The sequence below is a fragment of the Pseudomonas sp. DVZ6 genome (assembly GCF_024259445.1).
In the GTDB taxonomy this organism is placed as follows: domain Bacteria; phylum Pseudomonadota; class Gammaproteobacteria; order Pseudomonadales; family Pseudomonadaceae; genus Aquipseudomonas; species Aquipseudomonas peradeniyensis.
The window spans coordinates 75,425-96,765 of sequence record NZ_JANCLM010000013.1 but is presented as its reverse complement, the minus strand read 5'-3'; the positions used below and the strand labels follow the sequence as shown (position 1 = coordinate 96,765).

The 21,341-nt window shown below is 60.0% G+C and carries 16 protein-coding genes and 1 pseudogene; 9 read left to right on the top strand and 8 right to left on the bottom strand.

Going from position 1 to position 21,341, the window contains the following annotated elements; all coding sequences use genetic code 11:
• The first annotated feature begins 40 nt into the window (after positions 1-40).
• From NMG10_RS09965 to NMG10_RS09945, 5 genes and pseudogenes are all read left to right on the top strand, one after another.
• On the top strand, positions 41-3,238 hold the full coding sequence (locus NMG10_RS09965; protein ID WP_254464279.1) for a hybrid sensor histidine kinase/response regulator: 3,198 nt from the start codon (positions 41-43) through the stop codon (positions 3,236-3,238).
• A gap of 118 nt (positions 3,239-3,356) precedes the next feature.
• Positions 3,357-4,004, top strand: a complete 648-nt coding sequence (locus tag NMG10_RS09960) for a response regulator (RefSeq protein ID WP_254464278.1) — start codon at positions 3,357-3,359, stop codon at positions 4,002-4,004.
• A gap of 122 nt (positions 4,005-4,126) precedes the next feature.
• On the top strand, positions 4,127-4,717 hold the full coding sequence (locus NMG10_RS09955; protein WP_254464277.1) for a fimbrial protein: 591 nt from the start codon (positions 4,127-4,129) through the stop codon (positions 4,715-4,717).
• 71 nt (positions 4,718-4,788) lie between these two features.
• Complete coding sequence (locus NMG10_RS09950; protein WP_254464276.1) at positions 4,789-5,520, top strand: molecular chaperone; 732 nt, start codon at positions 4,789-4,791, stop codon at positions 5,518-5,520.
• Between the two features lie 67 nt (positions 5,521-5,587).
• Positions 5,588-8,107: pseudogene (locus tag NMG10_RS09945) on the top strand (fimbria/pilus outer membrane usher protein); the annotation flags it as partial.
• Here NMG10_RS09945 and NMG10_RS26015 read toward each other — a convergent pair.
• From NMG10_RS26015 to NMG10_RS09915, 6 genes are all read right to left on the bottom strand, one after another.
• Complete coding sequence (locus NMG10_RS26015) at positions 8,013-8,228, bottom strand: hypothetical protein (protein ID WP_337994564.1); 216 nt, start codon at positions 8,226-8,228, stop codon at positions 8,013-8,015. The pseudogene NMG10_RS09945 and the gene NMG10_RS26015 sit on opposite strands and share 95 nt — an antisense overlap.
• Before the next feature lie 306 nt (positions 8,229-8,534).
• Positions 8,535-9,047 (bottom strand): GrpB family protein, encoded by a 513-nt coding sequence (locus tag NMG10_RS09935; protein WP_254464275.1) that lies wholly within the window; start codon positions 9,045-9,047, stop codon positions 8,535-8,537.
• Positions 9,048-9,127: 80 nt separating this feature from the next.
• Complete coding sequence (locus tag NMG10_RS09930; RefSeq protein ID WP_254464274.1) at positions 9,128-9,670, bottom strand: AAA family ATPase; 543 nt, start codon at positions 9,668-9,670, stop codon at positions 9,128-9,130.
• 124 nt (positions 9,671-9,794) lie between these two features.
• Complete coding sequence (locus NMG10_RS09925) at positions 9,795-12,218, bottom strand: TonB-dependent receptor (protein WP_254464273.1); 2,424 nt, start codon at positions 12,216-12,218, stop codon at positions 9,795-9,797.
• 73 nt (positions 12,219-12,291) lie between these two features.
• Positions 12,292-13,251 carry a FecR domain-containing protein gene (locus NMG10_RS09920; RefSeq protein WP_254464272.1) on the bottom strand — a complete coding sequence of 320 codons (960 nt, stop codon included), beginning with the start codon at positions 13,249-13,251 and terminating at the stop codon, positions 12,292-12,294.
• Positions 13,251-13,769: a sigma-70 family RNA polymerase sigma factor gene (locus NMG10_RS09915; protein ID WP_254464271.1), complete on the bottom strand. Its 519-nt coding sequence runs from the start codon at positions 13,767-13,769 to the stop codon at positions 13,251-13,253. Before NMG10_RS09915 ends, NMG10_RS09920 begins: the two co-directional genes overlap by 1 nt.
• Before the next feature lie 315 nt (positions 13,770-14,084).
• On the opposite strand from NMG10_RS09915, the gene NMG10_RS09910 reads away from it, so the two are divergent.
• Positions 14,085-14,513: a hypothetical protein gene (locus NMG10_RS09910; RefSeq protein ID WP_110737652.1), complete on the top strand. Its 429-nt coding sequence runs from the start codon at positions 14,085-14,087 to the stop codon at positions 14,511-14,513.
• A 123-nt stretch (positions 14,514-14,636) separates the two neighbouring features.
• On the opposite strand, the gene NMG10_RS09905 is transcribed toward NMG10_RS09910, so the two are convergent.
• Both NMG10_RS09905 and NMG10_RS09900 read right to left on the bottom strand, forming a co-directional pair.
• Positions 14,637-15,023: a cupin domain-containing protein gene (locus NMG10_RS09905; RefSeq protein WP_203652494.1), complete on the bottom strand. Its 387-nt coding sequence runs from the start codon at positions 15,021-15,023 to the stop codon at positions 14,637-14,639.
• Positions 15,024-15,095: 72 nt separating this feature from the next.
• On the bottom strand, positions 15,096-15,917 hold the full coding sequence (locus tag NMG10_RS09900; RefSeq protein WP_203652493.1) for an AraC family transcriptional regulator: 822 nt from the start codon (positions 15,915-15,917) through the stop codon (positions 15,096-15,098).
• 475 nt (positions 15,918-16,392) lie between these two features.
• Between NMG10_RS09900 and NMG10_RS09895 the strand changes: the two genes are divergently transcribed.
• The 3 genes from NMG10_RS09895 (at position 16,393) to NMG10_RS09885 (ending at position 21,141) form a co-directional block, all read left to right on the top strand.
• Positions 16,393-19,104, top strand: coding sequence for an AAA domain-containing protein (locus NMG10_RS09895; RefSeq protein ID WP_254464270.1), 2,712 nt, complete (start codon positions 16,393-16,395; stop codon positions 19,102-19,104).
• A 160-nt stretch (positions 19,105-19,264) separates the two neighbouring features.
• Positions 19,265-19,618 carry a CPCC family cysteine-rich protein gene (locus tag NMG10_RS09890; protein WP_254464269.1) on the top strand — a complete coding sequence of 118 codons (354 nt, stop codon included), beginning with the start codon at positions 19,265-19,267 and terminating at the stop codon, positions 19,616-19,618.
• A gap of 56 nt (positions 19,619-19,674) precedes the next feature.
• Positions 19,675-21,141 (top strand): FAD-binding oxidoreductase, encoded by a 1,467-nt coding sequence (locus NMG10_RS09885; RefSeq protein ID WP_254464268.1) that lies wholly within the window; start codon positions 19,675-19,677, stop codon positions 21,139-21,141.
• The last annotated feature ends 200 nt before the right edge of the window (positions 21,142-21,341 follow it).

Below are 21,341 nucleotides of genomic sequence, written 5' to 3'. Positions count from 1 at the left end.
ATAAACCTGGCTCCCCATCAACGCGCTACGAGCCGCTCCCATGAAACACAACAACGACCGCCTGGAAAACCTGGCCCGCAGCTCTTCACGTTTGAACAAGAGCGTGACGCTGCTGGTAGCGATGGCCCTGTTGCTGGTCGGGCTCAGCGCCTGGTCGCTACAACGCCTGATTGAAGAAACACAGGGCACCATGCGCCTGCACTTCGCCCGGCTGATGGAAAACATCCAGGAGCAGGAAGACTTTCTCCAGGCCTTGACCCTCCACAGCCTGCAGGGTGACCTGCTCGGCGACGGCAGCCACAAGGTGCGTGTGCTCACCCCCTTGCCCGAAGAAGGGCCGAACATCTATCAGGGCCAGGCCTTCTCCTTTTCAATGCCGTTCAGCGTCAAGGTCACAGCCGATGCCCTCACTGCGCCCGTGCTCGGCCTTGGCGCCAACCTGGCCGACTTCTACAGCACCTTCTGGGCCGACTCCTACTACCGCTCGCCGCAAGTCTTCCTGTTCAACCACCAGGGCAACTACGACATCACCGTGCCTGCGGCGGGACGGGGACGCGAGCACGGCAAGATGATGGCCTCCCATGAACGCTTCATCGATGTGTTCAATACCGTGTTCGCCCGACGGCCAGATGAACAGCCAGCCAGCACCGGCATCCTCTGGAAAAGCTATGTCGATACCGCGCAGGGCTCTGCCCCCGCCCGCCTGCTGGCCTACGTCAACCTGGACCTCGAACCTGAGCAGATGACCATCAAGGGCGCAGGCGCCCATATAACCCTCGCCCTGCTGCTGGACCTGGCCCAGATCAACGATTTCGAACGTGTCCTGGACTGGTCCATCTACAACCGCTTCACCCTGCTTGCCCCGACCGGCGAGGTCCTGATCGGAGCCCTGGACCCGGACTCGCCCTTGCATGACGGCCTTAACCTGCGCAGTGAAGGCCTGGTATTCAAGCTGAACAGCGCTCAAGGCAAGGACTGGACCGCCGTCTACACCATCGGCTTCGGGCATTTCTTCCGCGCCGCGCTATGGCCCTTGAGCGCCGTTGTGGCCACCTTCCTGGCGCTGCTTGGCCTGAGCTGGCTGGCCAGCCGCTGGTACCGCCGCAACGTGATCCATCCGGCGCGCCAGGCCCACGAAAATATCGCCGAAAGCATCGCCTTCAGCCGCGTGGTGATCGACACCGCGCCCACCGGCCTGTGTGTCGTGAACCAGGCGGACAGCCAGGTCGTCATGGAAAACCAGCGCGCTCGGCAATGGTCCGGCACCACCCGGCTGATCAGTGCCTTGCAAGCCCGAAGCCAGGGGAACAGTGCTAGCGAACTACCGATAGAGATCGACGGGCGCCACCTGGAAGTGAACCTCGTCTCAACCCGCTACCAGGGCCAGGACGTCAACCTCTATGCCTTCAACGACGTCACTCGTCATATCGAGGATGCCCACGCCTTGGAACAGGCCATGCGCGCCGCCGACCTGGCCAACGAAGCCAAGACCCTGTTCCTGGCGACCATGAGTCACGAGATCCGCACCCCGTTGTACGGAGTGCTGGGCACGCTGGAACTGCTCGGCCTGACACCGCTTGCGCCACGCCAGCAGGCCTACCTGCAAACCATCCAGCGCTCATCGGCTACCCTGTTCCAACTGATCAGCGATGTGCTCGATGTGTCGAAGATCGAGTCCGGCCAGATGAACATCGAGCCCGTGGCTTTTGCACCACTGGAGATGATCGAAGACACCCTGCGTACTTACGCTGCCTTCGCCCAGCGCAAGGGCCTGCAGCTGTATGGGTGCACCGATGTCACCCTGCCCGAGCGGCTGCTGGGCGACCCACTGCGCATCCGCCAGATCCTCAACAACCTGCTGAGCAATGCCATCAAGTTCACCGACGCAGGCAGGGTAGTGCTGCGTACCCGAGTACTCGCGACCAGTGCCGAGGAGGTCAGCCTGGAGTGGCAGGTAACCGATACCGGCATCGGCATCGACCAGGCCGAACAAGCGCGGCTGTTCGAGCTGTTCTACCAGGCCCGGGAGGCCTCCGGAGAAGGGGGCGCGGGCCTCGGCTTGCCGATCTGCGGCTGGCTCAGCGAAATGATGGGCGGGCAGTTGAGCGTGGTCAGCGAGACCGGCTTGGGCAGCAGTTTTTGCCTGCGCATGGCCTTGCCAGTTTTGCCGTCGGAGGCCGCCAACATGAAAGCCGTCGACCCGTCGCTGGCGCCTGTCCAAGTTCGCGCACCGGTGCCGGAGTTGGCGCACAGTCATTGCGCCTGGCTCAACCGGCTGGGCATCCCGGCCAGCGTGGCGGTGTTGCCGCTGGAACCAACGCGGGCTGACGCCTTGCTGGTGGATGTGCTGCCCGCCGACACTACGCCGAACTGGCCCGGCCCACAGGTGCGCTGCACCAGTGGCGGTCCCGTACCTGCCCAGCCGGTCGAAAGCGGTTGGGAGGTAGACTTGCATGACCTGCGAGCCATCGCCCGGGCCATCCTGCAGGCGCGCTCGGCCCAACCGGAAATCGCCAGTGCCCCCCTGCCCTCACGCAACCCGGCGCCAAACCTGCACATCCTCGTCGCCGAGGACAACCCGATCAACCAGGCCATCCTCAAGGAGCAGTTGGAAACGCTGGGCTGCAGCGCAATGGTGGCCGCCAACGGCGAACTGGCCCTGCACCTGTGGCAACCCGGAGCCTTCGACCTGGTACTGACCGACGTCAACATGCCAGTCATGGACGGTTACGAGCTGGCCATTGCCTTGCGCGAGCTGGACGCCCAACTGCCAATCATCGGTGTAACGGCCAACGCCATGCGCGAAGAAGGGCAACGCTGCGCGGCCGCAGGGATGAACGCCTGGCTGGTGAAACCGCTGAGTTTGCAGACCCTGCGGGCGCAACTGATCAAGCAGTGCAAGCCGGCATCCCTACCGGAAACCCCGGAGCCTGCGGCTACATCGACCAATAGCGACAGCATCCAGTTGTCACCAGCGATGAGGCCACTGTTCCTCAGCACGATGCAAGACGACCTGCAGCTGATCGGCAACGCCCTGGAACAGGGCGACCACAAACAGCTCGGCAAGCATCTGCATAGCGTTTCCGGTGCCCTGGGCGCCGTCCAGGCGATCGAACTGGCCGACCGGTGCGCTGCGCTTGAGAGCGAATTGGGCCGCACTGGGCTTGATGCCCAATTGGCGCTCGAGGTGCGCGGGGTGATGGGCAGGATGTTGTCAATCCTCAAGACCATGACGTAGGGCGTAGGTGATGCCCGGCGGGAGCTGGCTTGCAAGCTCCTGCAAAATGGTCAGGAAGATCGACCTATCCGCTTTTCGCTAGACTCCATACCCGACTCCGAGATTACGGTTACCGCTCATGCCAACACTCAAGGTTCTCATTGCCGACGATCACCCCATCGTATTGCTGGGTGTGCGTGAACTGGTCGCACGCGACCCGCGCTTCTGCGTGATCGGCGAGGCAGTCAACTCCAGCGGCCTGGTGCAATTGCTGGCCGAGCAACCGGTGGACCTGGTGATCACCGACTACAACATGCCCGACGACTCGCCCTATGGCGACGGACTAAAGCTGGTCGACTACCTCAAACGTCATTATCCAGCCGTGAAGGTACTGATACTGACGATGATCTCCAACCCGTTGGTACTTACTCACCTGCAAGAGCTGGGGGTGATCGGGGTTATTCGCAAGAACCAGCTGCACACCGAAATCGAGCGCGCGTTGGACGCTGTTGTGAAAGGAAGGCGATACCAGCATCCCAATACTGTGAAGCATTCCGTTATTGAATCGAATACTGACCTGGATGCGCGCCTGCAAAGGCTGTCGCCCAAGGAATTTGAAATTCTTCGCCTGTTCATTTCCGGTGCCAGCGTCGGTGATATTGCCCGCAACCAGAACAGAAGCGTGAAAACTATCAGCGCACAAAAAAATTCCGCTATGCGCAAGCTTGAAGTCAGCAGTAACCAGGACTTGCTCAATTACTGCCGGGAGCGCGGCATCTTCAATTAATGAAATATCGTGACACCTGCCCGCCGATATAAGAATCGTCTGATTTCAACAATGCGCCTGCTTTCTTATCGTGGCGTGGCGTTATGTGCTGGACCTCTTATAAATCGACATCGGGCAATTACATGAAAAAGACCGCGCTCGCATTGGCACTGATGGCTTCCATCGGCCATGCATTTGCAGCTGGAGAACCGCCAACAGCCGTCCAGGGTGGCAGTGGCAAGATCAGTTTCACCGGCACCATCAACAATGACGCCTGCACCATTGATGGCGCCGACAAAAACCGGGTGATCGCCATGGACATGGGCAACATTGCGATCAAGGACATGGGCACCGCCGAGAACCCGACCTCCGGTCGAAGCACCGGCCAGAACTTCAACCTGAACATCAACTGCAATGCTGGCACCAAAGTCGCCATGGTCTTCGACCCCAACAGTGGCGGTTCGGGCCTTGTGGCCGGCAAGAAGGTCCTGGCGCTGGAAAGCGGCAACGCTTCTGCGACCGGCGTTGGCATCGCCTTGATTGACGCCAGGGGTGCCCTGATCGATCTGAGCTCCAAGTCCACCGCAAGGCTTGAGAGCGACATGAAGAAAGTCGGTACCGGCGGCGAAACCATCCTCAGCTTCTCCGCCGCCTACGTCACCACAGGTACCGAAGGCACGGCCACTGCCGGCCGTGGCGACGCCACCCTGCCGTTCATCCTCGAATACCAGTAAGGCTTCGCAGGATCGATCATGGGCAAGGCTTTCGGGCCTTGCTCCTATTTCTCCAGTTCAAGGGCACTCGCATGTTGCACCCTTCCATCCCCGCCTGCCTGGGGTTACTGGGCCTGTTACTGGCTGGCCCCGCCAGTGCCAGCATTTCCCTGAGCGCCACACGTGTGGTGTTCCAAGGCGCGCACAAGGAAGCCAACATCAACGTGCGCAACGGCAAGCAGGAAGTATTGGTCCAGTCGTGGATCGATAGCGGCGAAGCGTCGGGGGCCGCACCGTTCGCCGTCACACCGCCGCTGGCCAGGATCCTCCCCGGCGAACAGCAATTACTGCGCATCCTGTACGAAGGCAAAGGCCTGTCTACTGACAAGGAATCGGTGGTGTGGCTGAACGTACAGGAAATTCCGCAGGCAACCACCAAGGCCAATACCCTGCAGTTGGCCGTGCGCCAGCGCATCAAGGTGTTCTTCCGCCCCGCGCACCTTTCCGGCGATCCGTTGATAGCACCGTCGCAATTGCTGTGGGTGTTGTCGGGGGGAGAATTGAAAGTCAGGAATCCCACACTGTTCCACGTATCGATGGGCGATATAAAACTTGAGGCTGATGGGCGTGTTGAACTTGCTGCGGACTCGAGCATGATTGCACCCGGCGAAACAAGACGCTTCAAGGTCAAACAGTTCAGTGGCACTTCACCTGTACAACTGACGTTCGACAGCATCAACGATTACGGCGCGCAAAACCAATACCAACTCACTGTTGGCGCAAGCAACGGAGAGAAATCCGCCGACGTCAAAAACACCCCCTGACGCCACACCAGAAACTTACTGGCATCCGTGGCAACTCCAGTCAAGTGCGGATGATAAAGGCTTTTGCATGTCGTTCATTGCCGATACCCGTCGCGCCGGTTCGTTGCGACTGAATACTCTATACATGGTACTTTTTTCTGCACCGGCAAGTTTGGCCCTCGCCTCCGCCCCCCTTGATACACCCGCACCGCTCGCCTTCAACACCCGCTTTTTGCAAGGCGCGTCAACCGATGTGGATGTGCAACTTCTGCTGGTCGAAAACAGTGTTCTGCCGGGCACTTACCGGGTCGACGTGTACAGCAACGACGCCCTGGTCGGTCGCCGCGACATTACCTTCAACCTCGACCCGGCCACGGGGCACACTGAGCCCTGCATGAACCTGGAGCTGCTCACACAACTGGGCATCGACATGGGCAAGCTGGAGGCCAAAGGCACGGTCGACCCGGCAGCCCCCCAGGCATGCTACGACCTGCCTTCCCTGATCGACCAGGCCAGCCTGCGCTACGACGGCAGCCGCCTGCGTCTGCTGGTGAGCGTGCCGCAAATGGCCATGCAACGCGGCATGCGTGGCTACGTTGACCCGCAACTGTGGGATGAAGGTGTTCCCGCAGCGCTCATCAACTACCAGCTCAACGACAGCCGCAACGCCAGCAATGGCTACACCCGCTACAGCAACAACCTGGGCCTGCGCAACGGCATCAATCTGGGCGGCTGGCGCCTGCGCAACGAGTCTAACCTGAGCAACGGAACCGGCCGGCCGAGCACCTTCACCAGCAACCGCAGCTACCTGCAGCACGACGTCACCGCGCTCAAGGGGCAGTTCAGCGCCGGCGACATCTTCACCGACAGCGAACTGTTCGACAGCGTGCGGTATCGTGGCTTGAAGCTGGCCTCCGACGAAGGCATGCGCGCCGACAGCGAGCGGGGCTATGCCCCCGTTGTGCGTGGTGTGGCACAAACCAGCGCGACCGTGGAAGTTCGTCAGAATGACTACCTGCTCTACAGCACCAACGTGCCACCCGGCCCGTTCGAAATCAGTGACATCTACGCCAGCGGCTCCAGTGGCGACCTCGAGATCACCATCATCGAGGCCGACGGGCGCCGCCGGGTGAGCCAGCAGGCGTTTTCCAGCCTGCCGATCATGGTTCGTGAAGGACAGCTGAAATACAGCCTCTCGGCTGGCACCTACAGCAGCAACACCGACGGCATGGCGGAGCTGAAGATGCTCAGCGCCACGCTGGCCTACGGCCTGGGCAGCAACCTCACCGGCATCCTCGGTCTGCAGACCAGCGACCACTTCAAGGCGTTAGCTGTGGGCTTCGGGCGCAATACCTTCCTCGGCGCGGTATCGCTGGACATGACCCATTCCTCGAACCAGGTCCTCGGCCAGACCACAGAAGGCGACAGTGTGCGCGCCCTGTATGCCAAGACCTTCAGCGGCACTGATACCAGCTTCACACTGGCAGCCCACCGCTACTCCACCGAGGGCTATCGCACCCTGACCGACCATGTCCAGGACATCAGCGAGGGTGTGGCCAAGCGTACCGGCAACACCAAGACCCGCACGGACCTGACCATCTACCAGAGCCTGGGTCGCAATCGCGAATGGGGCAGCCTGTATATAAACGCCAGCGACCAGCGCTACTGGCGCCAAGGTGGCACCCGCAGCTTTTCCGCCGGTTACGGCAGCAGCTGGGGCGATGTCAGCTACAGCTTCGATATCGCCCGCACTGAAGACTTCAGCTACAGCGGCACGCCGAGCCAGGATACCCAGTTCAACCTGTCGGCGTCCTTTCCGCTCGGACGTCAGGCCAGGGCGCCCCGCGCGTTCGTCACCACCACGACCCAGAAAGGGGGGGACAGCACCCAGGTAGGCATCAACGGATACACTTCCCCCACCAGCAACACCTCGTATTCGATACAGGGCGGCAACAGCAGTACGAGCGGCAGTTCGGGCTCAGCCAACCTCAACATGCGCACTGCGCTGGCCGACATCAACCTGGGCTACAGCCAAGGGCGCGGCTACGATTCTCAGAACCTGAACCTCTCCGGTTCCGTGGTTGCCCACGCGGACGGTATCAACCTGGGCCAGCCGGTCGGGGAAACCTTTGCCCTGGCCCAGGTGCCGGGTATCAAGGGAGCGCGGATCAGCAGCTACAGCGGCGTCGAAACCGGCCGCAACGGCTATGCGGTGATCCCCAACGCCCAGCCTTACCGCATCAATTGGGTCAGCCTGGACACCCGTGAGCTGGGCGGCGAAATCGAAATCGACAATGCCACCCAACAGCTGGTGCCCCGTCGCGGTGCCATCGTCGTTGCCCGGTACAAGGCCAAGACCGGCCGCCGGGTCGAGTTCGAGCTGTTCGATGCACAGAACAGCCCCATCCCCTTCGGTGCTTCGGTGCAGGACGCCAGCGGCAAGCAACTGGCCATTTCCGACCCCATGGGCAAGGCGCTGGCACTGGTCGAGAAAACCCAGGACACCCTGTCGATCAAGTGGAGGCAACAGCAGTGCTCGGCCTCGTACTCGCTGCCCGAGCCCAATCCGGCCCTGAATTATGAACGCCACCGATTGGTGTGCCTACCAGAGGGAACTGGCCTTGGCCAGCCCAGACACAAGCAGTACCTCCCCTCATCACCCACTGCGCCGCCCGCTCGGTGAGCATGATCAACGTCGTATTGGTACTACCCACCAGCGGCGACGGCATGATTGACGCATCGACCACCCGCAACCCTCCAGCGCGTTCCGCCGTTGGTTAGATCTGTCGCCTACGGCGAATCGTCAGTAGGGATGCTGCCTCGCTAGACCTAACGGATAGTGCTCCATGCATTTGCCTCTAGACGAAATGCATCTGCAGCGCTCAGGCATACAACTCCAGGTGGGCACCGACCCAGACTTTTTTCCAAAATGCGCCCATTACAGGAAGATGGACAGTACGTCAGCTTTTGGCCACCGGCAGCTATGGGTCGAAAGCAGCCGATCACATGCGACTGAATAGCCTCATTGCAAACCATCACCAAGGCCTGATGCCGACCTCACACAGCGCCGCAAGGATAAACGGCCCCTTCTTCTCCAGATACTCAGCCATCCCCCCGGTATTGGTGGCCTCAAGCTCAATCTTGAGGTCCTGATACCGCTGCCGGAGGGAGGCGTCGTTCCTGAGCAGATCCCTGAACGTCAGCATCTGGACGACTGAAGAGTGACCACATCTGCAAATGTGGACCTTGTGGGTGCGCACCTCGCCAACATTGCGGCGGTAGAAATGGTGTCCTTGCGACAGGTCACTGCCGCGTACATACCCCAGACTAAGCAACACCTCGTCTCGCGCTGCCTCATTGCGATGCTCTGAAACCTCGATCAGCACATCGATCTCGGGCTTGGCGGCGAGTTGCTCAACAGCCGTGCTGCCTACGTGGTGTATGCCGAGAAGCTCATCACCGAATGCCGAGGCGAGTAGCACTTTGTCCGCCTCGTACCGCTGCGACCATTCAGGGTTGTAGGTCGTAATCTTGCTGGTCAGCGCCATGGGCCATCCTTGGGAAAGTTAAAACGTTCTGATGCGCCTTCACGGCAGACACCTGCCGCCGATCAACCGAGATAGAGTCTCTAGTGGCCTTGCACAGCCTGATCAGGCTGCGCCCCCAGACTCGCGAGAAAAACCTCGGTATCCCGATTCGACCGCAGGCAGACCACGCGACACTCCGACGGCACCGTCGCCACGAATCGCTTGATCGCCTCTCGAGACGAGGTTTTCGTCCGCCACATGAACCTGAAAAATTCCGGCAGGTTGGCCAGCAGTTCCGGGCAGTCATCCGGCAGGTCGGGCCGAGAGCGACCGCGGTTCAGCGCCGTTCTGAGAAGCACGCGCCAGAATCGAAGCGGCGCCGAGCGATCGATCCATATCAGCATGTCAGCGCGGGCCAGCCGGTTCGTCCATGTAGTCGAATGCCCCCCTTCGAAAATCCAGCGCTCACGGGCCTCGACCTCATGGCAAAGACGCGTCTTCTCGTCACGGCTGCGCTCGACCCACCCTGGCTGCCAATGAATCGTGTCGATATGCACGACCGGCAAGCCCGTGCGCTCGCCCAGCTTGCGCGCCAGGGTGCTTTTCCCGGACCCTGGCTGGCCAATGATCATCACCCGTTGCATTGAAGCTCCCTGCCTGCTGAATTTTGGGCGCGCGATTCTACGGCAATCAGCGACGCGGTCAACTGCATGCGTACTTGCAAGGGCATCGGTACAAGACGGGTGAAGCGCCACCCCAGGCCTTTGATCAATATTGGTAGCGCAAGGTAACCGCAAAATTGCGAGGATCACCGTAGTACAGGCCACCGAAATTGTTCGAAGTGGGCAACGACTGGTAGTACGTCTTGTCCAGCACGTTGTTGAGGTTGTACTGCACACTGAACTGTTGGTTGATCTGATAATGGGCATGCAAGTTGAGCAAGGCGTAGCCACCCTGTTCAATCGTGTACCCGGTCACATCGGCGGCGGTGCGGCTCTGGGCATACACATCGCCGCCCACACGCCATTGGTCGAGGACACCGGGCAAGCGGTAGTCAGTCGACACCTTGAGCAGGCGCCGTGGGATCTTGCGGTAGTAGTCCGAGCCCTTGCTGCTGCCGGCCACATACTCGGGGTCACTGTAGGTGTAGCCCGCGCTGACGTTCCAGTTCTCCAATGGCTCGCCTGAAATCTCCAGCTCGAAGCCGCGGTTACGCACTTTTGCGCCAGCTTCATAGCACTTGCTCGTACCGGTCACGCCGCAGGTGGGCGACACCGACAGTGCCTCGGGCATGTTTTCCAGGTTGGTCTGGAAAATCGCCAGGGAGGTGTTCAGGCGGCCTTCGAAGTACTCACCCTTGATGCCGGTTTCGTAGTTCTCGCCTTCGATCGGATCAAGCAGGGTATTGCCGACACCATAGTAACTCTGTGTCTTGTAGATCTCGGTGTAGCTGGCATACCAGGTGTGGTGCTTGTCCAGGTCCAGTACCAACCCGGCGTATGGCACCAGCCGGCCATTCTCGCGGTATTGATCGTTGGTATAGGGGCTGCCCACCTTGTAGTCCGACCAACTCACCCGCGTGCCGAGGATCAGACTAAGGTCATCAGTGAGGCTGAAGCGCGAGGCGCCGTACAGGCCACGCTCCTTGCGCGTGTAGTTGTAGTCCGCGCCGATGGCATTGAGGATGGGGCTGGGCAGCGCACTGTAGTCGAAGTCGGTGATGTTGATCGTCGGGTTGTTGGTGGCACTCTTGATCACCGCGTCGAACTGGTCCTGGCGCGTGTTGGCCCCAAGCATCAGCTGATGTTTGCGCCCGAACAGCTCGAAGGGGCCGGTCGCGTAGAGATCCAGCGCAAACTGGGTGTCTTCGTAGTCGGCCTGGGAGACGGTCATCCGATAGTTGTCACCCGATACCCGGTTCGGATACGCGGAGAGAAAGTCGGCGTCCGACCAGATCGCGTTCATGGCCAGGGTCACCTTCCACTCGTTGTCGAAGGTGTGCGTGACATCGCTGAACAGCGTGTAGTTGTTGCGATCCAGATGGGCCCACTTGCCGTTGAGGTTGGTGGAACGCGAAAGCGGATAGAAAGAGCCGTTACTGCGGGTATTCAAGCCGCCCCAGTCATAGCCGTTCTGGTTGTCCTTCTGGATCGTGGCGCCGACCGTCAGCACGGTGGCGTCGTCAAGATCCGCTTCGCCGACCAGGTAGAGCAACTGGTTGTCCCGTCCGGAGCCGTCCTTGTAGCTGTTGGCGTTGTTGTAATAAGCCACTGCGCGGCCGCGAACATTGCCCGTGGGGGTCAAAGGCCCGGACACATCCACCTGGCTACGATAATTGTCCCAGGAGCCTGCCCCCAGCTCCGCGCCCAGGCGAAAGTCCTGGGTCGGTCGCTTGCGCACCAGGTTGATTGCCGCCGACGGGTTGCCCGTCCCCTGCAGCAAGCCGTTGGCCCCGCGTACGACTTCGACACGGTCGTAAATCGCCATGTTCGAAGTGGACATGACGTCCATGGAGTAGTTTTCCGAGATATTGGTCGGAATACCGTCGTATTGCAGATCGCTGATCTCGAAGCCGCGCGAGTAATAGGTAGAGCGGTCAGTGCCGATCTTGGTGAGGGTGATACCGGTCGCCGTGCGCGCGACATCGTCCAGGTTCTGGATGTTCTGGTCGTCCATCTTCTTGCGGGTGATCACCGTCACCGACTGCGGTGTTTCGCGCAGGCTCAGGGCGAGCCTGGTCGCCGTATTGGTTGAGCCCGTTGTGTAGGATCCGCTGCCCTCGGTAGTCGCGCCGAGCACCTTGCCGGAAATGGTGGTCGCCCCGAGCTCGAGTGCGTCTGTAACCGGCGATGCCTGCAGGAGTTGATAACCATCCTGGGTCGGGCTTGCCACCAGCCCCGAGCCCAGCAACGCCTGGGCAAAACCGCCTTCGATGGTGAAGCTGCCTCGAACGCCCGGGCTGGTCAAACCTTGCACCTGGCGGGACTCGAACGAGATGGGGGCGCCGCTGGCCTGGGCGTAACGACTGAGTACTTCACCCAATGGGCCGGCAGCGATGTCATATCGCTGCACGATCTGCTCGGCCAAGGCGCTGGCAGGCAGCACCAGCGGTGCCGCACAAAGGGCCAGGCGCACGGCCAGGCAGAGGCTGCGCGAGGTGGAACGCGGCAGCGCTCGAATCGGCGAGTTCATGTTTTCGATACTCCTGATGGTGTTGGCCATGGGAGGACGGGCGAAAATCGAAAACACGAAATGATTATTGAAATTATTTACTCACCACATCGGGTTTCAGGGTCACCCTGGTTATCCAGGGGGTGTACTGGCTGACCTCGATCGGCAAGGTGCGTTGCAGCAGCCGCAGTGCCTGGCGTGGATCGTCCAGCGGCAGCATGACCGTGACCCGCAGGCCTGCAAGGGCTGCATGGTCGGCCCACAGCACACCGGGGTAGTGGCGCGACAAGCGCGCGAGCACATCGCTCAGCGGCTGATCATCTGCCAGCAGCTGGTGCTTGCGCCACGCCTGCTCAAGGGGTCCTGCCTGCACCTGCTCTACCTTGCCAGGGCCTTCGGCGCTCAGGCGCACGCGCTGGTTGACGGTCAGGTGCAATGATTGCCCGGCACTGCTGATGGCAGTAGTCGACTCGAACATGACCACTTGCGTCGAGTCGTCCTGTCGCTCCACCGTGAAGCGCGTGCCAAGAGCCTGCACACGCCCATGCGCCGTGACCACCACGAACGGGCGAGGATCCTTGGCGACATCGACCAGGACTTCGCCGCGCAGCAATTCGATCCTGCGTTCACCTGCGTCGAAGTGCACGTCCACCGCCGAGCCTGCGTCCAGGTGGATCTGGCTGTCATCGTCAAGTTGGTGATCGAGCCAATCCCCTGCCGAAGTGCTCAGGTCCGCCAGCAGGTAACCCTGTTGCCAATAGGCCGTGGCAGCCCAGGCCATTGGCACCAGGGCGATCGCCAAGGCCAATGCCTGCACCTTGTGGGTCAGGGCATTGCGCGGTGCGTGGCGCAGGGCCTTGACGGCCGCGTGGCGGGGAAGCTGTTGCAGCGAACCCAGACGCCCCTGCAAGCGGGCGACCGCCGCGACATGCTCGGGCGACTCGGCCAGCCAAGCCTGGAATGCTGCCTGCAAGTGCGCATCGGCCTGGTTGTCGAGCAGCACCAGCCATTGCGCCGCTGCGCGCAGGACGGGATCGGCCGTCGTCTCTGCCATCAGCTCATCCCCATGGCGGCATCGCACGTCAGCATGGCTTCGACCAGGTCGGCCTGCACGGTCCTCACCGAGATGCCGTGATGGCGTGCAATGTCATCCTGGGACCAGCCTTCAAGGTGACGCAGGATGAAGGTCTCCCGGACCCTCGCCTTCATGCGTGACAACGCCCGGTCGATACGTTCGAGCAGCTCGATGGCCTGCAGGATCTGTTCGGGAGAAAACGCCTGATCCATGTGCTCGATACTGCGCTCGAGCTCCTCTCTGTAGGCCTGTTCCAGCCGCAAGCGGCGACCGTTGTCGATTAGGATACGACGCGCGATGGTGGCCAGGAACGCTCGAGGTTCACGAGGCGGATCGTAGTGCCCGGCCGTGAGTACACGGTAAAAGGTGTCCTGGGCAAAATCCGAGGCCTGGTGAGGACATTGCAGGCGACGGCGCAGCCACGTCACCAACCAGTGATGGTGCCCTGCATACAGTTCGCCAATTGGGTCGGATGAGGTGGATCGCGGTTTGTCCATGAAAACGGGCAATAAATGAGAATGAATCTAAATTAGCATTTTTGCTTCGCCCTCGCCATGGCCTTGTCGACGACAGCTGTGGGTCGATGACGGCCCCTGGTGACCGGCTGCTCTCGCCCCATAGCTGCCATTCACCAAGGGCAGGAACCGGCCAGAAGCGGTCGCTTGAAAAAGGTAAAAAGATAATTCTTTTCGTCCTCAACGCTTGCCTCTAAGGTGTGAGGCGTTGCGACACCGTGGTTCAACGCGCTGACGATGCCTTGGGTCTGCATGGCCGCATAGTCAAACACTCCTGCAACACCATGGAATGACTAGATGCACCCATCGCTAAAACAAGCGCTCGACATCATTAATATCGAGCGCAACGTAGCTGAATACACCCAGGCGTTTTACGCGGTGCATGACGTGGTAAGCGTATTTGGCGAGCTTGACCTAGCCAATCGCCTCTTCGCAGAAATACCCCGAACAGTGCCCGAAGAGCTGGTGGCCGAACTTTTCAATTTGTTGGCTTGGCAAACAAACGATAACGGTGCGGCAATGACGCGTGAGGTCGAGACGTGGCTCAGAGAACAGCAAGATCCGCGCAAGCTTACGATTGCCATGAGCCTGGATGTATATCCATTTCCAGATGCCCAGGAAATGCATCAGGTATTGTCCACGCTGGCTGTGGCTATCCCAGAAGTGGCGACTATGTGCCAAACGCTTATGACGTCACGAAAGGCTAGAACACAGAGTCAAGTATGACGGAAGGCACTGGGGCCGCTTTGGGTCGAAAACGGCCGCTCGTGAGCTCCCGCTTCCGACTCAAAGCGCACATCGATTCAAGGCTCTTTAGTCGGTACCGGCCTCATCGCCTGCAACGTCAACTCAGATCCAGACGTCATTCACCGCAGTTCGCTCCCCTCCTTCATGACCGGTATTCAGAACGCCTCGCGGCTCGATCATCATCAGTTTCGTTTCCGCCTGGGCCGCTGTTCTGTGCTCTACACCACGCGGCACGACATACAGCTCACCCGGCTGCACATACACGCTGCCCTCTGGCAGATCGATACGCAAGGTGCCTTCAAGCACCAGGAACGCTTCATCCGTCTCCGGGTGCGAGTGCCAGATGAATTCCCCTTCGATGCGCACGACCTTGAATTGGTAGTCGTTCATTTCCGCGACCACCCTTGGGCTCCACTGCTGCTCGATCAGTGCAGCCTTCTGAGCCAGGTTCACAGGTTGCGATGCGCGTTGAGGGTGTAAGTCGGTCATGACAGATCCTCTGTAGTTAGAGTGACCAGGCTACCGAAGAGAAAGCAGGCGTCTCTTGTACGATCCTGCAAGTCAGCGGGCAGGCCGCAAGCGTTCCAACCAGCGCAGGGGCGGCACGCCGTAGGTGCGAGTGAAATGTCGGGTCATGTGGCTCTGGTCGTGAAAGCCTGCAGCGAGGGCGGCATCGACCAGGGTGAAGCCTTCCAGGATCAGCCTGCGAAAACAGTCCAGGCGTCGTAGCGTGACAAAACGGTATGGGCTGGTGCCGTAAAGGGCCCGGAAGTCCCGTGACAAGCTCCATTGCTCACGCCCGCTGGCCTGCTCGAGCATTTCCAGTGTGATGCCGTGGTTAAGGTGCTCCATGATGAACGCCCTGGCGCGCTCGGCCGAGCGGTAGTCCAGGCGTTTGCGGCCGCGGGGCTTGCCGCCGACTGCACGCAGCGCCATGGCCAGGTCATAGATGGCGTCCTGCTCCTCCAGTGTTTCCAGCGGATGCTCCAGTGCCTGCACGAAGGCCTCGCTGGCGCGATAGAGGCGCGGGTCGCTGGACAGCCCGCCGGCAATGAACGGCAACGGTTCGCCGCCGAGCACGTTCTGGATCAGCGAAGGATCGATGTAGGCCATCCGGTAGCGAAAGCCGATATCCGTGCCGGCCATGCCGTCATGGAGTTCGTCCGGGTGCAGCACCAGGGTGTTGCCCGGCACGCCGTGGCACAGCGCCCCTTTGTAGTGAAAGCTCTGTACGCCGGCAAGGGTACGGCCTATCGAGTAGGTATCGTGCCGATGGGGGTCGTAGCCATGGCCGCCAATCCACGCCTCGATGCGCTCCACGCTACCAGGCGTGGCGCTGCGTATGACCCAATCAGCGGAGGACGGGTTTGCTTTTCGTTCCATGGATAAGCTTGTAGTGCGCAATGTTGGATGGGGATGGCCCATCCTATTTCAGGATTGCGCGGAGACCCAATCCATTTCCGCTGAATGTCCGCTATGGGTCGAAAGCGGTCATCCGGGAACGGCTGCTATCGACCCATGGCGGTCCTACGCTGAGAGCAGCAAACAGCCAGAGGTGAACCGCCGTAATAGACTCGTGCATCTATGAAAACAACCGAGCGCTTCTGGCCGATAGGCACTTATGTTGAAGGACCGCTATGGATTGGATAGCGACGGTCATGCTTCAACCGTCGCCGCACCGCTTCAGATCTCAGTCTGCTCCGCCATCCCCAAGGCGTCATCGACCTCAATGCCCGCAGGAAAACGCACACACCAGCTATCGAACCTGCACCCAATAATGGCACTATGACACCAATTAGGGAAAGCAGCATCCGGTACACGACGTAACCGAATGTCATGCGTACAGGAATAAGGGAATATGGCTTCGATTCAGGTGGATGGTGAGGACAAGACCGCAAAGATCAGCGACTGGGCGATTCGCTGGAGCGAAAAGTTCGAAGCACTGGAACTGACCTGTCATTTCCCCTCCAGTAAAAAATACACCCGCCCGCTCAGTAACTGCCGCGTGTCACCTTCCCGCGAGTTGAGCAATGTACTGCTGAGCAAACCTGGCAGCACCATCGTCAAACCCATCGACAAAGCAGTGATCTACGGCGAGCGATATGCCGTGGTGCACTATCCGGGCGGCACCAGGCCCTATGTCCACAAGATGGACGGCATCGTCTTCAGCGCCCCTACCTCGATCAAGGACACGCCGGTCTTCGATTACTTTACTACGGTTGCGAGTGCCCGACACGCTCAAGCGCAGTCGAAGGCTGATTGTGACATAGCCAGCAATGTCGTGACTCAGCTTGGAAAACTGCCCGCCATCGCCAGTACTGCCTTGCAAGCCTATTGCACCGGGCGCAACGGCACGCTCGCCCCAGGTCAGGGGCTCATTTATCCGTTCGGGCTGAACGAAAGCCAGTACCAGGCCGTCGAGCGGGCATTCAGCGCGCAAATCAGCGTGATCGAAGGCCCACCGGGAACCGGCAAGACCCAGACCATCCTCAACATCCTCGCCAATATCCTGTTGCGCGGGCAGACGGTGGCGGTACTGTCCAACAACAATGCGGCCGTGGCAAACGTCTACGAAAAGCTGGAAAAATGCGGCCTGGGCTACCTGGTCGCCAAGCTTGGCAACAAGGAAAACCGCGAAGCCTTCTTCGACGACCTGCCTGTATGGCCCTCCAGCCCACCCGGGCCGGCACCGTCCCTGGAAGAGATCCAGGGCTTGCTGACCCGCCTGAAGCAGCACCTGCAAGACCACAACCGGGCAGCACAATTGCAGATCGAACTGGACGAGCTGGTCATCGAGCGGCGCTACCTGCAGCAGTGGCAGGCAGAAAACGGTGTGCCGGCCACAGGCTCGTTGGACAAGTACCGGCTGACCCCACGCAAGACTGCCGACCTCATGGCCTACCTGGCGCACCTGGGCGAGCACCGCGTGAAGCTCAAGGACCGCATCGAGCTGCTGTTCCAATTCAGAGTCTTTCGCACCAAGCCGTTCGCCGAGGGCGAGGCGCGCATGGCCGCGTTCCATGCCCTGCAGATGCATTACTACGACAAGTCGCTGCAGGATAAGGAAACCGAGCTGCGGGCGTGCCGTGAATCCTTGGCGCGCGCAAACTTCACGGCCTTGCTCAAAGAGCTGACAACCGCATCGATGCAGCATCTGAAGCAGCATCTGCAAGGTCAGGTTCCGCCGCGAGACAGCTTCGATGTCAAGACCTACCGCAGGGACTTTGATGCCTTCGTGCAGCGTTTCCCTATCCTGGGCAGCGGCACGCACTCGATCGTCAACTCGATCGCGCCGGGGGCGATCCTCGACTACGTGATCATCGACGAAGCTTCCTTGCAGGACATCGTGCCGGGCATCCTGCCGCTGGGCTGCGCCAAGAACCTGATCGTCGTCGGCGACAACCGCCAGTTGCCGCACATCCCCGTGAAACTGGGGCTGCGGGCGCCGGCCGAGGCCTACGATTGCGAGCACTACAGCCTGCTGGATTCGTGCATTGCCGTGTTCCAGGAGGCACTGCCAAGGACGTTGCTGAAGGAGCATTACCGCTGCCACCCCAGGATCATCCAGTTCTGCAACCAGCAGTTCTATGACAACGCACTGGTGCCGATGACCGTGGACAACGGCGAGGAGCCCCTGCGCTTGGTGGTGACCGCCAAGGGCAACCACGCACGCAAGAACACCAACCTTCGGGAGCTGGATTCCTTGCTCAAGGTACTCGAAGACGAGGGACAATCTGTTGCAGTGGACGGTGAAGGCCGCGGTTACATCGCCCCGTTCCGGGCACAGGTCAACCTCTGCGACAAGCACCTGCCGGCGGACTTCGTCAAAGACACGGTGCACAAGTTCCAAGGGCGCGAGTGCGACGAGATCGTCTTTTCCACCGTGCTGGACAAGAAGCGCTACAACCAGACGCAAGGACGCCTGGATTTCGTCGACGACCCGCGCATGATCAACGTGGCAGTGTCGCGGGCCAAGCATCGTTTCACCCTGGTGACCGGTGACGAGGTGTTCACCGAAAACAATGGCCACATCGCCGCGCTGATCCGCTACATCAGCTATTACGCACAGGACGAGCAGATCGTGCGTGCGCCAGTGGTGTCGGCATTCGACTTGTTGTACCGCGAGTACGACCAGTCCCTGGCACGCCTGAACGCCCGTCTGCGGTCAGAGGATTCACGCTACAAGTCCGAGCAGATCGTGGCGCAGTTGCTGCGCGAAGCGCTCTCGGCCCCGGCGTGCCATGCGTTGACGTTCCACACGCATATCCAGCTGGATATGCTCGCATCGCCGAGCAAGCCCGAGTGGACGCAAACCCAGCGGGCGTTCATGAGCCGCGCCAGTTGCGACTTCGTCATCTATTTCAAAGTGGGCAAGACCCCGGTTGGGGTGATCGAGGTCGATGGCGGGTATCACGATCACCCCGTGCAGGCCGCTCGGGACGCCAGGAAGAATGAGATTCTGGCTGCCAGTGGCCTTCCCATTCTGCGGCTGCGGACGGTGGAGAGTGGTATTGAGCGCAGAATTGCCGAGTTTCTGGCGCAGTGGGCCAGGCCTGCTCTGGACGCATAGGTAACACTGGACAGTTGCACTGGCAAAGCGGTGCTATCCGGCACGTTGCCTGCTTCGCGGGTAAACCTGCTCCCACAAAGATCATAGCGGCCCTCCCCGGCTGCTTTGGCCCATTGCAGCCGTTCGGCGTGTCGCTACGGCCACCCATAAGTGAGAATTGATGTTTACGTGCCCATGCTGCGGATATGCAGTCTTCGAGGAACCCCCAGGGTCATACGACATCTGCCCAATTTGTTTCTGGGAGGATGACGTGTTCCAGCTCTACTACCCTCACCAGGAGGGTGGCCCGAATAGATGTAGTTTGATTGAGGCGCAGGTGAACTTCGTCCAATTCGGTGCCTGCGAACGAAGCATGTCAAAGAATGTGCGAGAGCCTAACAATAGCGATGTACGTGATCACGAGTGGTTCCCGCTCTGGGCTCGCCGAGTTGCCATTCCAGACCCTGACTCCGACAACCAACCCTCTCAGCACATGCAGTCGAATTGCAACCTCTACTACTGGCTGCGGACCTAGGCTGCTTTGAAATCCGAAGGCGCATATTATTTTTGATTCTCAGCGAGGGAGCGCAATTGATCGACAGTACGCAACAGCACGCCGTTTCAGAGTCATCGCCTATTCTTACTCGGCGCCATCTACTCCAGGCTGGGATGACCGGGATTGCCGTCAGTGTGCTTTCACCGTGGTCGTCATGGGCGGCACCATCGGGCGTCTTGGTGAACGATGTGACGATGCTCAATCCGATTTGGGTCAATCGTCTGCTCGCACCTCGTACCACGGGCGAATTACAGCGGGCGCTCGCTATGTCGTCAGGCCCAGTCAGCATCGGTGGTGGCCGCTATAGCATGGGGGGGCAGATTGCTACCGAAAACAGCCTGCACCTCGACATGCGTCAGTTTAATCAGGTAATCCGATACTCGCCTGAGAGCAGGGTCATACGCGTGCAAACAGGGATGCGTTGGCGTGACCTGCAGTCGGTCATAGACCCGGACGACCTCTCGATAAAAATCATGCAGAGTTATGCCAACTTCACCGTCGGCGGATCGCTGTCAGTCAATGCTCATGGACGCTATGTCGGCGCAGGTCCAGTCATCAACTCGGTGCGTTCTCTGCAACTGGTGCTTGCAGACGGTTCGGTAGCAGAAGCGTCCCGCACCACAAATTCCGACCTGTTCTACGCGGCTATCGGTGGCTACGGTGCGATCGGGGTGATCACTGAGGTCGAACTGGACCTTGCGTCCAACATCACAATTGAACGTCAGATACGCCGCATGCCAGTTGCTGATTACCCGCGTTTTTTCAATGAGCACGTCCGCGAGAACGAACAGGCTATCCTGCATAATGCCGATTTGGCCCCCCCTTATTTCGACATGGCTACTTCCATCACTTGGCGTGCCTCGGACAAAGCGTTGACCGTCGCGGAAAGGCTGGTGGCCCCGGGGCAGTCGTACAAGATCAACCAGACCGTCATGTGGAGTGTGACCAAGCTTCCCGGTGGCCCAATGATTCGCAAGGATGTGATCGATCCACTGCGCTATCTCAATCAACCGGTCGTACGGCGCAACTACGAGGCCAGTGCGGATGTCGCTTCGCTTGGCCCCATTGCAACCCGAAACAGTACCTATGCGTTGCAAGAATATTTTGTGCCAGTGACACAGCTCAATGCGTTCGTAACGCAAATGGCCGCCATTCTTCAGGCGCACAGCGTTGACGCCGTTAATATCTCCATCCGACACGCTCCGGCCGACCCCGACTCGCTTCTGTCCTGGGCACGCGAAGAAGTGTTTTCATTCGTGCTCTATTATTGGCAGCGCGTTGGGGTGGATGATCGCGAGGCAGTTGGCGTGTGGACACGCGAACTCATCAACGCTGCGCTGTTGCTTGGCGGTACCTACTATCTTCCCTACCAACTGCATGCCACGCAGGAACATTTCTCAAGTGCCTACCCAAACGCACGCCGTCTGTTAGCACTCAAAGCGCAAGTCGATCCAGGAGGGCGATTCCGGAACAAGCTCTGGGACAAGTACCACACGGGGTAGTGTAAAGCTCGTGGCAAGGGTGTCTGAGCCCAAGCGGGTGTTGATCCGAATCCGTTGTTTCGGCAATTGCCACTTCATTCGCAGGCATATCCGAGCGGTCGCATTTGGCCGATTACTGCGCTTCATGATTGTCCGCTTTGGGTCGGAAGCAGCCGCTCACGTGTATCCGTTAACAATTCAAAATGGGTATTGAATCGGGC

Excerpts from the sequence above, each read along its gene's own strand:
- NMG10_RS09910 (WP_110737652.1), top strand. The coding sequence starts at position 14,085 with ATGCACCCATCGCTAAAACAAGCGCTCGACATCATTAATATCGAGCGC.
- NMG10_RS09920 (WP_254464272.1), bottom strand. The coding sequence starts at position 13,251 with ATGGCAGAGACGACGGCCGATCCCGTCCTGCGCGCAGCGGCGCAATGG.
- NMG10_RS09950 (WP_254464276.1), top strand. The coding sequence starts at position 4,789 with ATGTTGCACCCTTCCATCCCCGCCTGCCTGGGGTTACTGGGCCTGTTA.
- NMG10_RS09905 (WP_203652494.1), bottom strand. The coding sequence starts at position 15,023 with ATGACCGACTTACACCCTCAACGCGCATCGCAACCTGTGAACCTGGCT.
- NMG10_RS09890 (WP_254464269.1), top strand. The coding sequence starts at position 19,265 with ATGTTTACGTGCCCATGCTGCGGATATGCAGTCTTCGAGGAACCCCCA.
- NMG10_RS09900 (WP_203652493.1), bottom strand. The coding sequence starts at position 15,917 with ATGGAACGAAAAGCAAACCCGTCCTCCGCTGATTGGGTCATACGCAGC.
- NMG10_RS09955 (WP_254464277.1), top strand. The coding sequence starts at position 4,127 with ATGAAAAAGACCGCGCTCGCATTGGCACTGATGGCTTCCATCGGCCAT.
- NMG10_RS09960 (WP_254464278.1), top strand. The coding sequence starts at position 3,357 with ATGCCAACACTCAAGGTTCTCATTGCCGACGATCACCCCATCGTATTG.
- NMG10_RS09965 (WP_254464279.1), top strand. The coding sequence starts at position 41 with ATGAAACACAACAACGACCGCCTGGAAAACCTGGCCCGCAGCTCTTCA.
- NMG10_RS09895 (WP_254464270.1), top strand. The coding sequence starts at position 16,393 with ATGGCTTCGATTCAGGTGGATGGTGAGGACAAGACCGCAAAGATCAGC.
- NMG10_RS09930 (WP_254464274.1), bottom strand. The coding sequence starts at position 9,670 with ATGCAACGGGTGATGATCATTGGCCAGCCAGGGTCCGGGAAAAGCACC.
- NMG10_RS09935 (WP_254464275.1), bottom strand. The coding sequence starts at position 9,047 with ATGGCGCTGACCAGCAAGATTACGACCTACAACCCTGAATGGTCGCAG.
- NMG10_RS26015 (WP_337994564.1), bottom strand. The coding sequence starts at position 8,228 with ATGCCGTCGCCGCTGGTGGGTAGTACCAATACGACGTTGATCATGCTC.
- NMG10_RS09915 (WP_254464271.1), bottom strand. The coding sequence starts at position 13,769 with ATGGACAAACCGCGATCCACCTCATCCGACCCAATTGGCGAACTGTAT.
- NMG10_RS09925 (WP_254464273.1), bottom strand. The coding sequence starts at position 12,218 with ATGAACTCGCCGATTCGAGCGCTGCCGCGTTCCACCTCGCGCAGCCTC.